Origin of the sequence: Bartonella sp. CM31XJBT (genome assembly GCF_028618555.1) — a bacterium.
In the GTDB taxonomy this organism is placed as follows: Bacteria; Pseudomonadota; Alphaproteobacteria; order Rhizobiales; family Rhizobiaceae; genus Bartonella.
Map to the genome: position 1 here is coordinate 1 of NZ_JAQITD010000026.1, position 20,598 is coordinate 20,598.

Annotated in this window: 16 protein-coding genes; 12 read left to right on the plus strand and 4 right to left on the minus strand. The window is 36.6% G+C overall.

Annotation, left to right across the window (positions count from 1 at the left end):
* Positions 1 to 505: 505 nt before the first annotated feature.
* The 4 genes from PVV63_RS08795 to PVV63_RS08810 form a co-directional block, all read right to left on the minus strand.
* Positions 506 to 1,291: a DUF1499 domain-containing protein gene (locus tag PVV63_RS08795; protein ID WP_273791542.1), complete on the minus strand. Its 786-nt coding sequence runs from the start codon at positions 1,289 to 1,291 to the stop codon at positions 506 to 508.
* Positions 1,292 to 1,824: 533 nt separating this feature from the next.
* Entirely contained in the window at positions 1,825 to 2,364 is a 540-nt protein-coding gene (locus PVV63_RS08800) for a hypothetical protein (RefSeq protein ID WP_273791543.1), read from the minus strand.
* Positions 2,357 to 2,953 (minus strand): DUF1214 domain-containing protein, encoded by a 597-nt coding sequence (locus PVV63_RS08805; RefSeq protein ID WP_273791544.1) that lies wholly within the window; start codon positions 2,951 to 2,953, stop codon positions 2,357 to 2,359. Before PVV63_RS08805 ends, PVV63_RS08800 begins: the two co-directional genes overlap by 8 nt.
* A gap of 17 nt (positions 2,954 to 2,970) precedes the next feature.
* On the minus strand, positions 2,971 to 5,121 hold the full coding sequence (locus PVV63_RS08810; protein ID WP_273791545.1) for a transglycosylase domain-containing protein: 2,151 nt from the start codon (positions 5,119 to 5,121) through the stop codon (positions 2,971 to 2,973).
* 343 nt (positions 5,122 to 5,464) lie between these two features.
* Here PVV63_RS08810 and PVV63_RS08815 point away from each other — a divergent pair, with 343 nt between their 5' ends.
* The 12 genes from PVV63_RS08815 to PVV63_RS08870 all read left to right on the plus strand — a co-directional run bounded on the left by PVV63_RS08815 (position 5,465) and on the right by PVV63_RS08870 (position 19,922).
* Positions 5,465 to 5,701, plus strand: coding sequence for a hypothetical protein (locus PVV63_RS08815; protein WP_273723886.1), 237 nt, complete (start codon positions 5,465 to 5,467; stop codon positions 5,699 to 5,701).
* 21 nt (positions 5,702 to 5,722) lie between these two features.
* The gene (locus PVV63_RS08820) at positions 5,723 to 6,388 is read left to right on the plus strand and encodes a response regulator transcription factor (protein WP_273791556.1); all 666 of its coding nucleotides are present in this window, start codon (positions 5,723 to 5,725) and stop codon (positions 6,386 to 6,388) included.
* Entirely contained in the window at positions 6,388 to 7,806 is a 1,419-nt protein-coding gene (locus PVV63_RS08825; protein ID WP_273791546.1) for an ATP-binding protein, read from the plus strand. Before PVV63_RS08820 ends, PVV63_RS08825 begins: the two co-directional genes overlap by 1 nt.
* Positions 7,807 to 8,039: 233 nt before the next feature.
* Entirely contained in the window at positions 8,040 to 8,810 is a 771-nt protein-coding gene (locus tag PVV63_RS08830; protein ID WP_273791547.1) for a tetratricopeptide repeat protein, read from the plus strand.
* Between the two features lie 77 nt (positions 8,811 to 8,887).
* Positions 8,888 to 9,367 (plus strand): cytochrome c maturation protein CcmE, encoded by a 480-nt coding sequence (ccmE, locus tag PVV63_RS08835; protein WP_273791548.1) that lies wholly within the window; start codon positions 8,888 to 8,890, stop codon positions 9,365 to 9,367.
* A gap of 7 nt (positions 9,368 to 9,374) precedes the next feature.
* A complete protein-coding gene (locus tag PVV63_RS08840; RefSeq protein WP_273791549.1) occupies positions 9,375 to 11,354 on the plus strand; it encodes a heme lyase CcmF/NrfE family subunit in 1,980 nt (659 codons plus the stop codon).
* A gap of 1 nt (position 11,355) precedes the next feature.
* On the plus strand, positions 11,356 to 11,766 hold the full coding sequence (locus PVV63_RS08845) for a cytochrome c-type biogenesis protein (RefSeq protein WP_273791550.1): 411 nt from the start codon (positions 11,356 to 11,358) through the stop codon (positions 11,764 to 11,766).
* Between the two features lie 214 nt (positions 11,767 to 11,980).
* Positions 11,981 to 13,492: a Do family serine endopeptidase gene (locus tag PVV63_RS08850; RefSeq protein ID WP_273791551.1), complete on the plus strand. Its 1,512-nt coding sequence runs from the start codon at positions 11,981 to 11,983 to the stop codon at positions 13,490 to 13,492.
* Between the two features lie 73 nt (positions 13,493 to 13,565).
* On the plus strand, positions 13,566 to 14,252 hold the full coding sequence (locus PVV63_RS08855; RefSeq protein WP_273791552.1) for a response regulator transcription factor: 687 nt from the start codon (positions 13,566 to 13,568) through the stop codon (positions 14,250 to 14,252).
* Entirely contained in the window at positions 14,249 to 15,631 is a 1,383-nt protein-coding gene (locus tag PVV63_RS08860) for a HAMP domain-containing sensor histidine kinase (RefSeq protein WP_273791553.1), read from the plus strand. Before PVV63_RS08855 ends, PVV63_RS08860 begins: the two co-directional genes overlap by 4 nt.
* A gap of 77 nt (positions 15,632 to 15,708) precedes the next feature.
* Positions 15,709 to 18,654 carry a bifunctional [glutamine synthetase] adenylyltransferase/[glutamine synthetase]-adenylyl-L-tyrosine phosphorylase gene (locus PVV63_RS08865; RefSeq protein ID WP_273791554.1) on the plus strand — a complete coding sequence of 982 codons (2,946 nt, stop codon included), beginning with the start codon at positions 15,709 to 15,711 and terminating at the stop codon, positions 18,652 to 18,654.
* A 443-nt stretch (positions 18,655 to 19,097) separates the two neighbouring features.
* Positions 19,098 to 19,922: an outer membrane protein gene (locus tag PVV63_RS08870; RefSeq protein WP_273791555.1), complete on the plus strand. Its 825-nt coding sequence runs from the start codon at positions 19,098 to 19,100 to the stop codon at positions 19,920 to 19,922.
* Positions 19,923 to 20,598 lie beyond the last annotated feature (676 nt).

Sequence of the window (20,598 nt, forward strand, 5' to 3'; positions counted from 1 at the left end):
AAATTATTATCTTCTACATGTTTTTTCTTTATATTTTTCTATGCCATGTTTTTACAGTATAAATTTAAAGGTTATAGTAACAAAGAAATTGTGAAAAAAATGTTTTTAAGCACATTTTTGTTCATTATATTTGTTATATTACTTTCTATAACAGTTTTTATTTGTATACGTTATTTATATGAAAACTGATTATTTATTATCTTTATATAATAATGTTTTTGATATGAGTTTTATAATAATTTATTTAATATTAAACTTTAAAAAATATTTACTGATTACAGTTAGACAGAGACTTTAATATTATTATCAATATTTCTGTTTTTTATTTCCTATTTTTTTAATCTTTTTCATTATTTCAAGAATGGTTAGGTTTGAGAATATTATCTTTTGTATAAGAATTTTTAGTTTATAGCTTTTGAAAAGTGATTGTTTGCTTATGTATCATGTTTATTGAAAAATAAGCAATTTTTGTGAAATAAAGTGTCTTCTCTCTCGCTCTTGATCGTTATTCATCTTCTTGTGAAAGAGGAAGGGAAGCGATTTCCGTATCAAGGGCATCCATAAAATCGATAATAAAAGCAGCATTTGTCCCCAAATCTCTTGGCAAATAACGAGAAGCAGAACGCATATCAACAAAAGTTGTATCCCCTTCATCAGTTAAGCGTATCACGATATCCGAAATAAACCCAAGGTAAAAAGTTTTAGCTCTCGTTTCAATATAAAGCGCATTTTCTTCACCTTTAAACTCTCGTTGAGCCACAACAGGCCAATCATAGGCTGCTAAAACATTGAGAACAGATTCGCGAATACGGTCAGGTGAACCATCATAACGGCGCCCCGATATTTCTGGCCATTGTGACATCTGTAATGTTGCTTGTTCAGTCAAAACACTTTTGAGCGGTAAAGCATCGCTGGGACGTATTGTGCGAAAAAAAGCCGGCGGGCTTTGTGTATCGGTAGAAATATCGTAAAGAGCCGGTAAGGTAAACCAAAGTCCAAAAAAGAGCATCAATGGTGTAGTCGTTATTACCGAATAAATGATCCCTTTTAAAGCTTTCATTCCCCCTAGGGCTCCATAGACCCATAAGCTGTAAAGTGCTTTTAAAGCAAGAAAAAGAGAAATAATCACACAGCCAGTAGAGATTCCGATCAAAATTATGAAGTCGGTTACGTTAATGACGGAAAAACGTTGTAAAATGACTGAAAATAATAAAACAAAGAACGACAATCCACCAAATCGAGGGGACCATACTGCTGCTCTTGAAATGAACCGAACATATCTCTTCTTCATGAAGTTTTTCCCCTCAATTGTAAACTATAAGCCAAGTTTTTTCAGAGTGCATATCTTACAAAAAGCTTATGCTCATAAAACAAAAATAAAGCACTTATTTTTGAGGTCAAGGATGCATAATGTCTTATAAGTTTCCAGCGATTATTTTTGCACTTCATTGAAGGTAATCAGTATTTTTTCTATAGTTTATCATGTCATTGATGCGAATTTTATGGGAATGTTTGTAAATAAAAAGAAATAAACTCAAATAACAAGTTTTACGGTTGTTAGCAGCATATTTTTCTAGAACTTTACTCTTGATTTTCTCTTCTGATTGCTGGGAGTTTTTTCTGTCAGATAATGCGTAATCAAATAGGATATGATGATGTGCAATAGAGATTTCATTCTATCTCAATAAAAAATTGAGGGATTTATAATCAGATAAATCTGAATTCGAAGATTCAATTAATAGAGAAAAAGATAACCATTTTGATAGGCTTCATGTATTTTGTATAGAAAGTAAGGTATTGTACAAATGAGAGGTTACTCCGTTTTTATTCATAAAATATGCGGCAGGTCGCAGATGAAAGAAAAGCTTCATTTTCTTTTTTTGCAAGTGAAGAAGGGGCAAAAATACGTAAAATGACAAAACCTTCATTCAAATTTTTAGCAACCAAAACTGAATTGGCATTTTTTTTAGGTTTTGATTTTTTGAGTTCTATGATTTGTATTGGTTTTCCAATGATAAGATCGAGTGTATTATCAGGGGCTGTTCGGTCATTAAGGCTATAGAAAATAATTCCTTTGTGTGTGTAAGCTGCTAGTGACCAAAATTGTCGTGTTTTCAAAGCTTTTAAATGAACAGGTCCATTTTCAAGATTAAATCTGCAGACTTTAAGAAGAAAGAGGGGATCAGCAGATTGTTGAATAGGATTATCGGGAGTAAAAGCAACAAATTGATAAGGGGCTCCGGATTTTTTAAGTGCTGTCCATATATTATTTTGTGTCCAATAGGGGATCAGAAAGAGAACGCAAATATGAACGATAATAGCGCCAATGATTGCAAGAAGTGCGGTATGAATAAATCTAGTCACAATTTATTTGTCCTGATGGAATTTGTTCTATTGATGGCATTGTAAGCTTTTGTAATGCCGTTGCAGAGATGATTGAGGTATCGTATAAGGTAAGAATAAGCCCGAATTCTTTTTGACTAACTGTTGCAAGCCAATTGCCGGCTTGCGGTGTAGGTGAAATATTGATGCGCAATGAGCCATCATGCTCATAAATAATAGCATTCGTGTGGAGTTCAAAAGGTATTTCTTTGGATGAAGTATAGGGTTTTAGGGATTTGTCAGCTGTATAAAGGGTGAAAAGACGAGTTTCAGGGATGGTGCCTTTGAGTAAATAATGACAGTGGGGGTGGAGTGGACGCCCTTGGTTGTCTTGCCAAATCTGGAATTGAAGACCTTCAGTGCGTCCGAGTGAAACAATGCCTCGTTTGGTCGTGCGGGCGCGGGTATAAGGATCCATATTGGCGGTTCCCATTTTTGGATAAGCACTCCATTTTCCAATTCTAAAGCGTTCAAAATGAGGAAAGGAATTGAGCACATAATCGACACTCAGTTTTCCACATAAAATGGAAAAAGCGAAGATAAAAAAGAAAATGGTGATATTAAAAAACATCAGTGAATATCTTGAATTCAAAATGTTGAATCTCCAGTTGTTTTCACCTTCAAAGAAATTGCAGATGGTTTTTTCAGATCTTTGTTAATCAATCGCACAATATTCAATGTTTCAGGAGAAAGCGTAGAGGGTATTGGGGAAAAAAATTCAGAATTTGCATGGGAGGAAAGTATTGGGGGATGATAAGGAAGAAGAGAATCTTTAACACCATAGAGTTGTTTGAGCATAATATTTTGGTGTGCAGCAAGCATGATGCGTTGCCATATCATGGCAGGGACTCCACCCCCAAAAGCACGATTCATCGGTGAAAAGTTATCATTTCCCATCCATACCGCTCCAGTATAATTGCCAGTAAAGCCAACAAACCAAGCATCACGATAGGATTGTGATGTTCCAGTTTTCCCAGCGACAAGAGTCATGGGCAGAGCAGCACGCTTACCAGACCCTCGTGTTGTGACACCCACCATCATTTGGTTCATATAAGCAGCTGATTGTCTGCTGAGAACTCGGTGTAACTTATTTCCGTTATGCTCGAAATCCCATACCACATGCCCATCAATTGTTCTGATTTGCGTGAACCCATGACGATTACCAGCTATTCCGCCATTCGCAAAGACATTAAAGCCAGTTGCTTGATCCATGGGGGTCATGTTGGAAGTGCCCAGAACCATCGTTTTGTGTGATAAAATATGCGCGTTAATCCCCATATTCTTGATGAGATCTATGATAGGTTGGGTATCGCGGTGAAGATATTGATAGGTGAGATACACAGGGACTGTATTAATAGAAAAAGCTAAAGCTGTTGCTAAATCAATTTTCCCCAAATAACGACCAGAATTATTTTTTGGTGTCCAACCTCCCCAATTGATCGGAGCATCTAAAACGATTGTTGAGGGAGAAAGTCCGTGTTCCAGTGCGGTTGCGTAAACATAAGGTTTGAATGAAGAACCAGTTTGTCGTCCGCCTTGTGTTGCTCTGTTAAATTGGCTCTTTTTATAATCTTGTCCTCCAACAATTGCGCATACGGCACCGTTATTATCGAGTATAACAGTGGAAGCTTGTGTTACGCGATATTGTTGACCATACTGATGTAAATGATATGCAATTGATTCTTCTGCTTCTTTTTGAATATTTGGATCAAGAGTCGTTTGAATAATTAAACTATGGCTTGGAAGTTGATTGCGCATTTTTTTGACTTCCTCGAATGCCCAATCAAGAAAATAATCAGGCTGATTATTTTCTATTTGGGGAAGTGCCCTAGCAGGGTGGCGATGCGCATTGATAATCTGGCTCTTCGTCATAAAGCCACTATTAACAAGATTAGAAAGGACGATATTGGCACGTGTTTGAGCCGCAAAGAGATGACTATGAGGAGCATATTTTGTTGGAGCTTTAAAGAGTCCTGCTAACATAGCAGATTCACTTAAAGAGACATGACGTATGTTTTTTCCAAAATAAAATTTTGCCGCTGCGGCAATACCAAAATTGTTTCCTCCCATATAGGCTCGGTCAAGGTAAAGTTGTAAAATCTGCTTTTTGCTAAAATTTGCTTCTAGCCAAAGAGCAAGATAAGCTTCTTTAATTTTACGTGTTATGGTTCTTTCGTTTGTTAAAAATAAATTTTTAGCCAATTGTTGTGTGAGAGTTGAACCACCTTGCACCACACCTTTAGCTTGCATATTTTGTGAAATTGCCCGTGTAAGTCCTTGAAAATCAATGCCCCAATGATCAAAAAAACGACGGTCTTCTGTAGCGAGAACCGCTTTAATAACAGTGTCAGGCATTTCTTCAACGGGGACAGAGATCGCCGGCAGTGCACCACGGTGCCCAATGGAATTTCCATAGCGATCTAGAAAAAGAATGGAAAAGTTTTTAGGAGAAGACCAATCTGTTTTGGTCACTTCAAAAACAGAAATGCCCAAAATAGTGAAAAGAGTAAATCCCATCAACCCTAATGTCAGTATTTCATCGAGAACTTCAACGATAAAACGTTTCCATCCTTGAAGATGAAAATTTTGTGAGACGATTTTTGCCTTTTTCCAGAAAAAACTATTAGCAGAACGAATGTGATAAAGCGCTGTGTCTAATCGTGCGTCTAATTCAATGAGAGCAGGACTGTGAAATGGCTTACGATGTTGCCCTTTCTTTTTTTTAAAAAAATCAAACATTTAAAGAGAGCCTATGGCAAAGAAATACAACCAAACAAATCTACAATAATTATATGGAGTAGAAGTATTTTTTTGCTATAGTGCTAACAGAGAAAGAGTTTATTTTAGAATTATTCATTTTTCGTAAGATAGTGTATTAATATTTTATTATTTTATTGAATAAATTTTATTCTCATTATTAAAAATATTTTTTTGATTTTTTAAAAATTTGGAGTAATGTTAATATGTTCTTCTGTAAGATAGAGGATAAATTATTTCCATTTGTGATTTTTAAATCGACTGAAAAAAACCATTATTTCTTTTATCCTTTATCAAGGAGAAGAGATGGGTTATTGAAATATTTATGATGAAAAAAAAATTCTTGTTCGTAATAATAGCAGCTTTTTTAGGAGCAGATTCTGTTCTAGCTTCTGGGTGTGCTGAAGTAGGTAAGAAGGCTGCCGCGCAAGAGAGCGGGGTTCTCGTCCGTTCAAAACCGGTTGTTCAGGATGGAAAGGACATGTGTGCAATTGTAGTTGTTGTACCAGCCCGTAATGGTGAAAAGTTACGTCGTGTTGAGTTTTTTGTTCCTGCTGATTAGTTTTTGGCAGATGGTGTTGTGATGCGTATCTTAATCGTTGAAGATGATCGGAATCTTCACCATCAATTAGTAGAAGCTGTAAGACGTGCAGGATATGTTTCCGATAGTGCTTTCGATGGTGAAGAGGCTTATTTTTTAGGGAGCACAGAGTCTTACGACGCGGTGATACTTGATATAGGTTTACCGCAGATTGATGGTATTAGTGTTGTTGAAAAGTGGCGTCAAGAAGGGCTCTCCATGCCTGTTTTAATGCTAACGGCGCGAGACCGTTGGTCTGATAAGGTGCACGGTATTGATGCTGGAGCTGACGATTATGTTGTGAAGCCATTTCATTTGGAGGAAGTGATGGCACGTTTGCGAGCATTAATTCGTCGCACTACGGGACATGCGACAAGTGCATTATGTTGCGGAAATGTTTTGTTGGATACAAAGACGTCTCGTGTTTTTGTAGATGGTCAATTGATTAAACTAACATCTTATGAATTCAGACTGCTTTCGTATCTCATGCATCATTGTGACAGGGTCATTTCAAGAACAGAGCTTACAGAACATCTTTATGATCAGGATTTTGATAAGGACTCGAATACGGTGGAAGTCTTTGTAGGTCGGTTACGGAAAAAGCTTGGAGTGGATTTGATTGAAACTATTCGAGGAATGGGGTATCGCGTGAGAATGCTAGGTGATTAATGAATGTTTTTGAAGAGAATAATTGGTGTAGGAGGTTCTTTTTTGTAATTACTCGATCTCTCAGTTTACGTGTTATGATCTTATCAACATTATGGGTTGTTATTTCTCTTTTATCGATTTCTGCAGTAAGTATTTTATTTTATAAGCGTTCAACTGAACAAAGCCTAGAGCGTATCCTTTCTGCTCAACTCTACAGTCTTATTGCAACAGTGACGGTGTCATCGGAAGGTACTTTGATAGGAGGGGCTGGGATTGATGATATTCGTTATTCTGATCCAACAACAGGATGGTATTGGGAAGTTGTTGCGATATCCCATAATTTAAAAGGAAGATTGACATCCCCATCATTGGGAACAGGCGAGATATTTACACCAAGTGATGTTGATATACCTTTTGACAATAAATTCTTTCGCTCTTATCGGATAACGGGGAACAATGGTCAAAAGTTACAAGTGATTGAGAGTGATGTTGTTCTTGATAATAAAAATCATATTGCACGTTTTCGGCTTGTTGGGAATATCGATGAAGCTCATGCCCAGGTAAAGGAATTTACGCGAACTTTGCAAATTTTTCTTTGGAGTTTCGGTATCGGGAGTGTTCTTATTAATATTGCTATTATTTTCTTTAGTTTTCAACCGTTGAAGCTTATTCGACACGCATTGAATGATATTCGCGAAGGAAGAGTTCATTATGTGAATACGGATTTAGTAAGCGAAGTGATGCCGCTTGTACAAGAGATGAATGCTCTCATTAATAATAATCAGCGTATTATTGAGCGATTTCGCACACAAGTTGGTAATCTCGCGCATTCATTGAAGACGCCTCTATCCGTGATTATGAATGAGACAGATAAGATGCGCGGAGAAAAGGCTTGTTTGTTGAGAGAGCAAACGCAAATAATGCAAGCTCAAATCAATCATTATCTTCAGCGTGCACGGATTGCAGCACAATGCGATAGTATTGTCTATCATACGTCTGTTCGCAGTGTGCTTGAACGTTTGGTGCGGGTTATGAAAAAGCTTAATCCTGAAAAACAAATTCAATTTATTATGGATGTTGATGATATTGTTTTTTCTGGAGAGAAGGAAGATTTAGAAGAAATTGTAGGGAATTTGATTGAAAATGCTACTCAGTGGTCTCGAGCAAAGGTTTTGATCTCTTGTTGTTTAGAAGAAAATGTTGAAGAAAAAGAATATTTTAGTATCTTTGTAGAAGATGATGGTCCTGGTTTAACAGAAGACAAAATTGATGAAGCATTAAAAAGAGGGCGGCGGTTTAATGAAAGTAAACTAGGGGCAGGCTTAGGGTTAGCAATTGTTTCAGATATGGTCAGTGAATATGGTGGCAATCTCTTTTTATCACGTTCTGATTTGGGTGGATTGTATGCAAAAGTTTTGTTACCTAAGATGGGAGAATAACATATTTTCTTCTTAAGCAAGAAATGTCTATAAAGTTTATAAAACAGTATTTTAGACAATACATAAAGAGTAGGGAAACATTGTTTTTAGTTTCTTTGCTTAATTGATATATATGATAGATATTTATAATATTCTCCATGAAAAAATGAATTTTTATTAATTCACATCACTCTTCTTATGAAGAGGATAAAATGTAAGCGAGTTATTCTCTGTTCGTATTGGAAAAAAACGATATGCTCTTATTAATTTTTGCAGCATTTTTTCTGACTTTTCTGGCAAGTATTCTTTTTCTTTCACTACGTTTTGACGATGAGATAAAGAAAGAATGGACAGTTGAAACCGTAGATGGTTATAGAAGCCATAAGCGTATGATTGAGTTTAACAAGCTTTATATGAATTATAAAAAAAGAAATATTCTTAAGGCTTTGAGTATTTTGTTTGTTCTTCTGATGACATGGAGTATTTATGGGCTGACAGGCAATCCAGAAGTGAAAAGTTATTTTTTTAGCGAATTAATGGATAAGGATCCTAAAACTCTCAGTAAGCAAGAAAAGCTTATTCGTTTACAAGTGCTTTTTTTCCGTGCACCTCACGATGGCAAGCTAGCAGATGCGTTAGCGGTAGGGTATCTCGAAGAAAGCCTTTTTCAAGAAGCTGTGAATACTTATTTAGATGCACTTCGTTTGAATGGAGAAACAGCTCCAAGGCTTGTCGGATACGGTTTAGCATTGGTTGGTTATGAAGGGGGGGTGATAACGCAAGAAGCGCAAAATGCCTTTCAAAAAGCAGCAGATTTAGCCCCAACAGATTTTTATCCACGTTTGTTGTTGGCCGATGCATTGCATCAAGCAGGAAAAACTGCGCAGGCAGTGCAATTTTTACAAAGCTTTCTTGATACAATGCCTGAAAATTTTTCAGGACAATCACGTGTTAAAAAAATGATGATTCAGTTACGTGATTTATCGAGTGAGCATACAGAGAAAAGAAATCTTGCACCTATGTAGAAGATGTGCAAAGCTCTTAAAAAATAAAATATTGATACTTAATTATAACGTATTTAAACTTTTTTCGCAGAGTGTCTATGAACAGTCAATCTTTAAAGAGTTCTGCCTCATGGAAGGTTATTTTAGAGCAGCGAAAAAAAAGGCGCTTACTGATCATATTATTATGTTGTTTGGTTATGACAATTGCAGCAAGTCTCATAGTGTATGCAATGCGTCATGCGGTCAGTTTTTTTAGAATGCCCTCTGAAATTACAAGAGAAGATATTTTAACGGAGCGCCCTTTGCGTTTGGGTGGCTTTGTTGAAAAGGGAACCGTTCAATATGTTGGAGAGAGAGGCGTTATTTTTTTTGTAACGGATAACAAAAAACATGAAAAAGTGGTTTTCAATGGTGCCTTACCGGATCTTTTTCGTGAAGGTCAGGGGGTGATTGTAGAAGGGCATTTCGATAAACAGGGCTTTTTTATAGGGATGCGTATTTTAGCAAAACATGATGAAACTTATATGCCTAAAGAAACAGCTGATCGTTTGAAAAAACATTACATTATGGAGAAATAATTCGATTGTGCTTGTCGAACTGGGTCATATTTTTTTAGCTGCAGCATTTTCAGTAAGCTTATTAGGGGCGTTTTTACCTGCTTTAGGTTTTTGGTGGAGAGAGCGTTTGTTAATGCAAACAGCTGTTCCTCTAACATATATCACTTTTACATTACTACTTTTATCTTTTTTAGTGATAATTTATGCTTATGTCGTATCTGATTTTTCTGTTTTGAACGTTGTTGAGAATTCTCATTCAGAAAAACCGATGCTCTATAAAATTACAGGTGTTTGGGGAAATCACGAAGGCTCTATGTTGTTATGGGTTTTAAGTCTTGCTTTTTTTAGCGCATTGATGGCTTTTTTTAGCCAACATTTGCCAGAAGATTTTAAGACGCTTGTTTTAATTTGCCAAAGTTGGATTACAACTGCTTTTCTTTTATTTATTCTTTTTGTATCCAATCCATTTTTACGCGTGAATCCACCAGCATTGCAGGGAAATGGTCTCAATCCTCTTTTACAAGATATCGCATTAGCAATTCATCCACCGCTACTTTATTTAGGTTATGTTGGTTTTTCACTTTGTTTTTCTTTTGCCGTTGCGGCATTGATTATGGGACATGTTGATAGAATTTGGGCGCGTGGAATTCGTCCGTGGCTTTTACTTTCTTGGTGTTTTTTGACATTGGGTATTATGGTTGGCTCCTATTGGGCTTATTATGAGCTAGGATGGGGCGGCTATTGGTTTTGGGATCCTGTTGAAAATGTTTCGTTTATGCCTTGGCTTTCAGGAACGGCTCTTTTACATTCTGCTCTTGTTCTCGAAAAACGAGAAATATTGAAAAGTTGGACTTTGTTTTTAGCGCTGCTTACTTTTTCCCTTTCTCTGATGGGAACTTTTCTTGTGCGTTCTGGGCTTTTAATTTCTGTTCATAGTTTTGCTGTTGATCCAGCACGGGGGCAGGCAATGCTTGCGCTTTTCTTTTTTTTTACAGGAGCGGCTTTTTTTCTTTTTGCTTTGCGCACCCCTATTTTAAAAACAGAAAGATTTTTTCAACCAATTTCACGTGAAGGGTTTATTGTTTTAAATAATTTGTTACTTACAACAATAACAGCAACAGTATTGATTGGTACGCTTTATCCTTATTTTATTGAGATATTAACTGGGCAAAAAATTTCTGTAGGGGCTGCTTTTTTTAACCTTACCTGTGGACCGCTAATGGTTTTGCTGTTGTTGTTTGTTCCGTTTGGGACAATGATGGCATGGAAACGCGGTGATTTTCTTGCAGTTTTTGAACGGTTATGGTTTGTTTTTGTATTCGTTGGTATCGTCTGTTTTATAATATTCTATGCGGCATCTGTGCGTGATATTTTTGCAGTTTTAGGGATTGGGCTTTCAGCGTTTGTTTTTTTAGGCAGTTTAGCGGATCTATGGGGAAAGAGTGGATATGGCAAGAGAGCTTTTTCAGTACGCGTTAAGAGATTTCTTGGATTGCCATGGTCTACTTTTGGTGCAGCAATAGCACATATGGGATTAGGCGTTACACTATTTGGTATTGTTTGTGTGGCAAGTTTTGGGCAAGAACGTATTTTAATCATGAACATAGGGGATAGGGTGACGATAGCGGATAAAACGCTTCATTTTGATGCAGTGTATGATGGTGTTGGTTCGAATTATTCGACAATGGAGTTTTATTTTAAAATATATGAAAATAAAAACATTGTGGGTCATGTAACAGCCTCAAAGCGATTTTACTCAAGTCAAAATACATCAACAACAGAAGTTGGTCTGAAAAATCATGGCTTATCGCAGCTATATATTGTACCGGGACATATCGATAATCGGGGTCTTGTTGTGCACGTATGGTGGAAGCCTTATGTAATATGTATTTGGTTAGGGGCATTCATGATGGCTATGGGGGGATGTCTTTCTCTTCTGGGGTATTGGTTTCGCATTGGCATGTACAATAGGGTAGTGCTTGCTTTAAATTTTTGGAAAAGACATTGAGATGAAAAAAATTCTTTGGATTGTATTTTTTTTAATTGCAACGTTTCCTTTTCAATTAGCAATAGCAGTAGAGCCGGATGAGATTTTAAAGGATAAGATTCTTGAAGCGCGAGCACGCCATATTTCATCGCATTTACGTTGTCCGGTTTGTCAAAATCAATCAATTGATGATTCAGATGCTGCTTTAGCACGTGATTTACGGCTTTTAATTCGGGAAAGGCTAAAAATGGGCTATAGTAATCAGCAAGTCACTGACTTTCTTGTTGAGCGATATGGTGAATTTATTCTCTTGAAGCCACCATTGAATAAAATAACTTGGTTTTTATGGTTCTCGCCTTTGATCATTATTATCACTGGCATAAGTATCATATTTTTCCACTTCAAACGGAATAATCATGCGTTATGTGAATGAAAAAGAACAGTCAAAAATGTCATTGCATTAAAAAAGATGTTACATAAAAGAAATCAGATCATTTGCAATGAGCATACAATCTTATTGTAATTATATTAGGGAATACTGAAACCTTACAAAACTTTAATAATTTAGACAGAAAACGGTAAGGTCTGGTATTTTATAAGTGGTCGGAATTGGAATAAAGGTATGATTGAATAGGAGCATAGAGTAAATGGTTAAAAAGGCTTTCTTTAAAACATTTGTCGCAGTGAGTTTTTCTGCGATATTGGAAAGTGCACTGTTTTTTAGTGGATGTACATCAAGCTTGTGGATGACAAAGGCTCATGCAAGTTCTGTATTTACTTCGTTAATGCAACAACAGGGATTTGCCGATATTGTTGCTCAAGTGAAACCAGCCGTTGTAGCAGTACAAGTAAAGAGCAATAAAAAGAAAGAAGATAGGTTCTTTAGCAACTTTTTTAGTGGTCCAGGACTTGATCAATTACCAGATCAGCATCCTTTAAAAAGATTTTTTAAAGAGTTTTATGATTTTGATAAACCTAAAAATAAATTTCCGCACCAATCGCAGAGACTCCGTCCTGTTGCTTTTGGATCGGGTTTTTTTATTTCATCTGATGGTTACATTGTGACCAATGATCATGTGATTTCTGATGGAACAAGTTATACTGTTGTTCTTGATGATGGTACAGAATTGAATGCAAAGCTCATTGGGAAAGACCCCAAAACCGACCTTGCCGTACTAAAAGTGAATGATAAAAGAAAATTTTCCTATGTTGATTTTGGTGATGATTCAAAGCTTCGTGTTGGGGATTGGGTTGTTGCCATTGGGAATCCATTTGGTCTTGGTGGAACTGTGACAGCAGGTATTGTTTCTGCACGTGGACGTGATATTGGCACTGGTGTGTACGATGATTTTATTCAGATTGATGCTGCTGTTAATAGAGGAAACTCTGGTGGTCCAACGTTTGATCTTAATGGAAAGGTTGTTGGGGTTAATACAGCAATTTTTTCTCCTTCTGGAGGAAATGTTGGGATTGCTTTTGCTATTCCGGCTGCGACTGTAAAACAGGTTGTACAACAACTTATTGAAAAAGGTTCAGTTCAACGTGGTTGGTTAGGTGTTCAGATTCAGCCGGTAACAAAGGAGATTTCCGATTCAATAGGTTTGAAAGAAGCCAAAGGTGCTTTAGTTACTGATCCGTTAAAAGGACCGGCAGAAAAGGCTGGTATTAAAGCGGGTGATGTAATTATTTCAGTGAATAATGAAAAAATTGCTGATGCGCGTGAGCTGGCGAAACGTATTGCAAATATTAAACCAGGAGAAATGGTAACCATAGGGATTTGGAGATCAGGTAAGGAGGAGAGCATCAAGGTTAAACTCGCTTCAATGTCTGAAGATGAAAGTAAGAAAGAGACTTCAAAATATTCAAATGGACAGAGTGATTTAGATGAAACATTGGAAGATTATGGTCTGATTGTTATGCCTTCTGATGATGGTGTAGGGGTTGTCGTAACGGATGTCGATACCGATTCAGATGCTGCAGATAAAGGGATACGCCCTGGTGATGTCATTGTGACAGTAAATAATAAACCGGTTAAACGAGTCTCTGATATTATTAACACAATCAAAAATGCTCAGCAGTTAGGACGAAAGGCTATACTCTTACAAGTGCGGACAAATGATCAAAATCGTTTTGTTGCTCTTCCAATTTTCAAAAAGTAAGGCTTTAGTTTGTAGGACAAATGTTTATTAAACATTTGTCCTACAACATAATAAAATAATGGAGATACGTTTTATGAAGATACTCGTTATTGAAGATGATCATGAGACGGGGCATTATCTCGAAAAAGCTTTTTTGGAAGTAGGGCATTCCGTTGATGTTGCTTATGATGGGGATACGGGATATGCTTTAGCAACCACGGAAAATTATGACGTTATGGTTGTTGACCGAATGCTTTTACATCGTGATGGTCTTTCTATTATTGCTGAATTGCGCGCTAAAGGCAATGAAACACCGGTTCTTATCCTGTCTGCTTTAGGGCAAGTTAATGATCGTGTAACGGGGCTGCGTGCAGGGGGAGATGATTATTTGACAAAGCCTTATGCTTTTTCTGAACTTCTTGCGCGTGTTGAAGTTTTACAACGGCGGAAAAATCCTAAAGAAGCAGAAACTGTTTACTGTGTAGGTAATCTTGAGCTTGATCGGTTAGCACATACGGTAAAACGGGGTGATAGAAACATTCTATTGCAACCACGAGAGTTTCGTTTACTTGAATATTTGATGCGTTATGCGGGGCAGGTTGTTACACGCACTATGCTTTTGGAAAATGTTTGGAATTACCATTTTGATCCACAAACGAATGTCATTGATGTCCATATCTCCCGTTTGAGAGCCAAAATTGAAAAAGATTTTGATGTTCCCCTTCTTCATACAGTGCGTGGAGCTGGATATATGCTGAAAGTACCAGATAACAAAGCATGAATCGTTTGATTAATATAATGCGCACGACAGCGCTAAGGCTTTCAGCACTTTACATTTTATTGTTTGGATTGGTGGCAACAGGACTTTCTATTTATATGACGGCATTTTCTGCTTCATTGTTAACAGAGCAAACTGAACAGGCTTTACATGAAGAATTAAAGTATATTGAAAATGCTTATAATTATGGGGGATTATCCTTATTAATGCGCACTATTGATTATCGTTCAAGACAACCAGGAGCATTTCTTTATCTTGTCACGGATTCTATGGGGCGTATTTTAGCAGGAAATGTAGCACGTATTGAATTAGGTCTTTTGAATCAGAGTGGTTTTATTTCTACCTCTTTTTTATATTCCCGTTTTGGAGAACATGGCAAAACAAGTGAACATCGCGCTTTGGCGGTTATTGTTGATTTACCTAATGCTATGAAGATTCTTATAGGACGTGATTTGGATGAGCCAGAACGTTTTGCTGTTGTTATTCGCAAAGCTGTGATCATTGCACTTGCTGCAATGGTTGGAGGCGCTTTACTCATATGGTTTTTTGTTGGCAGGAGAGCTTTACAAAGGATTGATCATGTAACGGCTGCATCACAGCGCTTGATGGATGGTGACTTCAGTGGGCGTTTACCTGTCTCTGGAGTAGGGGATGAGTTTGATCGATTGTCAACCAATCTTAATGTTATGTTAGACCGCATTGAAGAGTTAAATATTGGTTTACGTCAAGTATCAGATAATATTGCTCATGACCTGAAAACGCCGTTAACGCGTCTTAGAAATCGTGCTGAAGAAGCGCTTTCAGGAAATAAGACAAAGCTTGAATATCGTCAGGTCCTTGATAGGGTTATTGCAGAATCAGATCAACTTATTTGTACGTTCAATGCAATTTTAATGATTTCACGTATTGAGGCCAGCAGTGCAATTGAGCATCTTGAAATGATGAATATGAAACTGATCCTTGAGGATGCTGTTGAGATTTACGAACCTTTTGCTGAAGAGTCAGGTGTTTTACTTCGGTTGGGGAATATATTTGATAAAGAGCTTAAGTTGAATCGTGAGCTTGTTGCACAATCAATTTTTAATCTTATAGATAATGCCATTAAATATGCCTCTAAAGGTGAAAGGAAAGCGGAGGTTTGCTTATCAATGGAATATCGTGATGAACATTTATTAGTTGTTGTGAGCGATAATGGACCAGGAATAGCAGAGGATAAACGTGAAAAAGTGACAGAACGATTTGTTCGTCTTGAAGAAAGCCGCACACAACCTGGGTTTGGGATTGGGTTAAGTATAGCAAAAGCAGTTATGAAGCTTCACGGGGGTGAATTGTTACTTGAAAATGCAAATCCAGGGCTTAGGGCTGTTTTGTTATTTCCTTAAAGATATTTTTCTTCACTTTTCTCTTTTCATACGTAACAACTATTTTAAAAGTATAAAGCAGTAGAAAGGAAAGCAAAATGCTTTTCAAGGGAGCGCAGACGAAACAAGCTTTTTTAAAAACACAGCTTCTCCCTTTATGCCCTCTCGATAAAAGTAGTTCCCAATGGTTAAAAGACATGGAAGAACAAGCAAGGAAAGAAGGTTTAGAATCGCTTATTTCCATCATTTCAGAGAGTGGAACGCAGATTGATTTTATCAGTTCGGTTATGACCTTATCTCCTTTTTTGCGTGAGGTTTTAATTGCCAATCCATCATATCTTAGTGCTTTATTAAATGTTGATGTAGAAACAAGGCTGAGCGAAATTATAGATGATATTACGGCTATCGATAAGGATGAAACTATAAATGAAACTTCATTGATGGCTGCTTTAAGGCGCAAAAAACGAGAAGCGCATGTTCTCATTGCTTTAGCTGATTTGGGAGGTGTTTTTACTTACGAAGTTTCATGTGCTTGGTTGACACGTTTGGGCGAAGCAGCATTAAGTGTAGCACTACGTTTTCTATTAAGAGAAGCGCATGATCATGGTAAGATCAATTTATTAAGCCGTGAGAATCCAGAAAAAGACTGTGGTTTAATTATTTTAGGGATGGGAAAGTTAGGAGCAGGGGAACTTAATTATTCTTCTGATATTGATCTTATTGTTTTCATTGATGAAACATCACCTCATATTGGTAATCTTTCTGAAAGTGTTGACGTATTTTCTAAAATGGTACGCCGATTAATCCGTATCATTCAAGAACGCACTGCGGAAGGATATGTTTTTCGTCTTGATTTTCGTCTTCGTCCAGATCCAGGTTCAACCCCTTTGGCCTTACCAGTAAGGACTGCATTGCGTTATTACGAAGGGCGTGGGCAAAATTGGGAACGAGCAGCCATGATTAAAGCACGTCCAGTTGCTGGTGATAAGAGGGCAGGTTTTAACTTTCTCAAAGAGCTGTTTCCCTATGTGTGGCGGAAATATTTAGATTACGCTGCTATTGCTGATATTCATTCGATCAAACGTCAAATTCATGCGCATAAAAATTACGGTCAAATTGCAGCTTATGGGCATAATATAAAGTTAGGTCGTGGTGGTATTCGTGAGATTGAGTTTTTTGTTCAGACACAGCAACTCATTGCTGGTGGACGTTTTCCTCAATTACGTGGACGTCAGACAGTTGCAATGTTAGCAGAACTTCACACGCTTGGTTGGATTAGTGAGAAAACGAGAAATAGCCTTATAAAAAGTTATGCTTTTCTTCGAAATGTGGAACATCGTATTCAAATGCTTTTCGATGAACAAACACATCTTCTTCCAAATGATACTGCTCAATTCACAAGTGTTGCCTATTTAATGGGTTATCAAGACAGTAGCAGTTTTATCCGTGATTTATTAAAAACACTTCAGGTTGTTGAAAAACATTATGCAGCACTGTTTGAGAATGAGCAAGAACTTGGTTTAGAAATTGGTAATTTAGTTTTTACCGGTGAAGAAGATGATCCGGAGACATTAATAACGTTAAGCCGTTTAGGCTTCGAAAGAGCAAGTGATATTTGTCGTATTATGCGCACGCTCCATTTTGGTCGTTATAAAGCAACGCAATCAGCCGAAGCACGCGAGAGATTAACGGAATTAACACCAGCTCTTTTGAAAGCTTTTGGTGGGACAAAACGAGCTGATGAGGCGATGTTGCGTTTTGATGGTTTTTTACAGGGCTTACCTTCAGGAATTCAGCTTTTTAGTCTTTTGCAGTCTAATCCCTCTCTTTTGGATATGCTTGTCCTTATTATGGGTGCTGCTCCACGTCTTGCAGAAATTATTACACGCAGATCCCACGTTTTTGATGGAATGTTAGACCCAAATATTCTTTCAGAATTACCAACAAAAACGTATTTAGAAAAACGGCTTGAATATTTTCTTGAAAATGTTCTTTCTTATGAGGAGATTCTTGACCATTTAAGGATTTTTGCAGATGAACAACGTTTTTTGATTGGTATTCGAATTTTGAATGGTGCAATTACAGGAGAAAGAGCGGGTTTTGCTTTTACTGCACTTGCTGATCTTATGATTACAAAAACATTTGCTACCGTTCAAGAGGAATTTTCTCGTCTTCATGGTCGTATTAAAGGGGGGCGTGTTGGCATATTGGGTATGGGGAAACTTGGAAGTCGTGAATTAACAGCAGATTCCGATGTTGACCTCGTTTTGCTTTATGAACACGATGATGATGCAGAAATATCTGATGGAGAAAAGCCTCTTTATATTTCTCAATATTATACGCGTTTAGCACAGCGCCTCGTTTCTGCTTTATCCACTCTTACAAGCCAAGGTGTTCTTTATGTCGTTGATTTAAGGTTACGGCCGTTAGGCAATAAAGGACCTATTGCTGTTTCTTTTCCATTTTTTAAAAAGTATTATCGCCAAGAAGCATGGATATGGGAATATCTTGCTTTAACAAGGGCTCGAGGCATTGCAGGAGATCCTGATTTTTTACAAAAGCTAGAAAATGAAGTGTGTGCAATTATTGCTATTTCTCGTGATAAGAAGGAAGTTGCAAAAGAAGTGTGTGAAATGCGTTCCTTGATTGCAAAAGAAAAGCCGCCAAAAAATCAATGGGATTTAAAAACGATGTCTGGTGGCATTATGGATTTGGAGTTTATTGCTCAATTTTCTCTTATTACGCATGTCATTGAGTTTCAAATTGGAGCGACGACAGCGGATATTTTAGATCACTTACCAAACAGTTTTCTTAATCAGTCATGTATTGCTGATTTACATTATGCCTATCGTCTTTATACAAATTTGAGTCAAATTATACGGCTTTGCTTAAATGATTCTCTTGATCCCAATGACATGCCACCTGGATTAAGTGACCTTTTGTTAAATAGTGTTGGGGAACCTGATTTGCTTCGTGTTGAAAAATTAATTGCAGAAACTGGGCAATTGGTCTGTTCAGTTTTTACAAAAATCATGAAACATTAAAATAATTCTATAAGAATAATAAAAATTATTAATTCCATTTTTATATATTAATTTTTGTCTTTTATTTCATTACACGCTTGAGAGGGTTAGGGTGAAGTTCTCTAGTGGTTTTTCAAGTGTGATGAAAAAATTTCTCTGTTAAATGTGCTATTCTAGGTATTATTCTTTATACAAAAAGCGATGAGTGACTAGTTTAGTGAATGATATGCTTTATGAGCCTTATCTCATTCTTTTCAAAAAATTGATATTATAATTATTTATATAATTCTGGATAATAATGATCAATATGAAGCTATAAAAGCTACTATAGATTAATAGTTTTAGGAAATTATAAATAAGATTTTAATTTTTCAACTGTGTCATTTTTGCTATAGATTTTTTGAAAAAAGTGTGAAACGATTTATTATTATTTATGTATCACATTAGCTTTTAGGGGAGCAATTATGATTACAAAGTATTTAGCCTCAACATCTATATTTTCTTTAATTTCAATTTCTGTAGTACAGGCGTCGGATATCGCTATTCCTGAACAGCCTGTTCCTGTTATTGCAGCGCCTGCTTTTTCTTGGACAGGATTTTATCTTGGAGGACAGATTGGTAACTTTTCAGGTAAAACAACTGCAAGTTATTTAAAAGATGAGACAAGGATATGGAATCCAATTGGAAAGGAGAATTTACCTAAACTTTCTGGTTTTATAGGGGGAGTTTATGCAGGTTCCAATATTGATATCGATAATAGTTTTATTATAGGTATTGATACGGATATTATGTGGTCTGGTAAAAAGGATTCTAAAGATGTCGATCTACCGGAAAAAAGTCCAACTGAAGAAAAACCACAACCTACAGAAGAAAAAAGTCTAACAAGAGATTTGCATGAGAATGATTCAACAAGGCGTATTAAAGCTGTACGTCATACCTTAAAACAAAAATGGGCTGGTGCTACACGGGTGAGAGTTGGTTTTGCGATTGAGCGTATGATGCCTTATATTTCCGGAGGGGTTGCTTATACGCAGCTTCAGAATATTTTTGGGTTAGTTACTGATAGCAAAAATGGAGAAGTTGATTTTTCTGATTGGTTGCATGATGAAAAAAAGACCATGATTGGTTACACCCTTGGAGGTGGTATTGATTTTGCAATGACTGATAATGTTATTGTGCGTGCAGAATATCGTTATTCAGATTTTGGCAAAAAGAAGTTCATACAGGATAAATTTGAAATGGGCTACAAAACAAATGATTTCCGTGTGGGTGTAGCTTATAAATTTTAATTTTTTGCAGAATTAAACAATTCAAAAGTCTCATTTTCGAATGAGGCTTTTATTTTTCAGATATGCGCTGGAAAATATTCTTCACTCAAAAGAGCTACTATTTTATTCGAACAATACGTTGATTTATAAATATAATTTACTTTTTGTCATGTTGAGTGAGAGATCCAAGGATCATAAGATTTTCTCATTTTAAACCTATACCATGTTGACCAATCAAAACCGCGTCTTTTGTACGTCAAAAGGAGGGAGAGCAGTGAGATAAAAAACATTAAAGAAAGAATAAAAATGCCTCTTATGAATCATCTTAAGTGCCAAAAGCTGTCGCTACATTGGGGATTGGCAAAGTCTGAGATTTGATACTAGCTTGCTTTTCCATAAACGTAAAGATGGTGATGCTAAATGGACTTATCATTACATCATTCATAGGTGCCGTCGGGAAATGAGTTTGGGTGCTGTAAAAGATGCTTTTTTAAACCAACACATAAATTGGCAACTTAATGGTGTTTTGTTTTATTTGAAAGACCTCTGATACAATCGACTTTTCTGTTTTGCGTTATCGTAAAATATTTTATTTAATAACAAAAAGATCGCAAAAAAATTCTAAAGCACATAAAACTACATCCGCAATATAACTCAATAATAATAAAAATTCATATTATAATTTTTATTATTAGAT

Bases quoted from the DNA above. Each gene is read 5' to 3' on its own strand.
- PVV63_RS08795 (WP_273791542.1), bottom strand. From the start codon at position 1,291: ATGAAGAAGAGATATGTTCGGTTCATTTCAAGAGCAGCAGTATGGTCC.
- PVV63_RS08805 (WP_273791544.1), bottom strand. From the start codon at position 2,953: ATGTTTTTTAATATCACCATTTTCTTTTTTATCTTCGCTTTTTCCATT.
- PVV63_RS08810 (WP_273791545.1), bottom strand. From the start codon at position 5,121: ATGTTTGATTTTTTTAAAAAAAAGAAAGGGCAACATCGTAAGCCATTT.
- PVV63_RS08815 (WP_273723886.1), top strand. From the start codon at position 5,465: ATGATGAAAAAAAAATTCTTGTTCGTAATAATAGCAGCTTTTTTAGGA.
- PVV63_RS08820 (WP_273791556.1), top strand. From the start codon at position 5,723: ATGCGTATCTTAATCGTTGAAGATGATCGGAATCTTCACCATCAATTA.
- PVV63_RS08825 (WP_273791546.1), top strand. From the start codon at position 6,388: ATGAATGTTTTTGAAGAGAATAATTGGTGTAGGAGGTTCTTTTTTGTA.
- PVV63_RS08830 (WP_273791547.1), top strand. From the start codon at position 8,040: ATGCTCTTATTAATTTTTGCAGCATTTTTTCTGACTTTTCTGGCAAGT.
- ccmE (WP_273791548.1), top strand. From the start codon at position 8,888: ATGAACAGTCAATCTTTAAAGAGTTCTGCCTCATGGAAGGTTATTTTA.
- PVV63_RS08845 (WP_273791550.1), top strand. From the start codon at position 11,356: ATGAAAAAAATTCTTTGGATTGTATTTTTTTTAATTGCAACGTTTCCT.
- PVV63_RS08850 (WP_273791551.1), top strand. From the start codon at position 11,981: ATGGTTAAAAAGGCTTTCTTTAAAACATTTGTCGCAGTGAGTTTTTCT.
- PVV63_RS08855 (WP_273791552.1), top strand. From the start codon at position 13,566: ATGAAGATACTCGTTATTGAAGATGATCATGAGACGGGGCATTATCTC.
- PVV63_RS08860 (WP_273791553.1), top strand. From the start codon at position 14,249: ATGAATCGTTTGATTAATATAATGCGCACGACAGCGCTAAGGCTTTCA.
- PVV63_RS08865 (WP_273791554.1), top strand. From the start codon at position 15,709: ATGCTTTTCAAGGGAGCGCAGACGAAACAAGCTTTTTTAAAAACACAG.
- PVV63_RS08870 (WP_273791555.1), top strand. From the start codon at position 19,098: ATGATTACAAAGTATTTAGCCTCAACATCTATATTTTCTTTAATTTCA.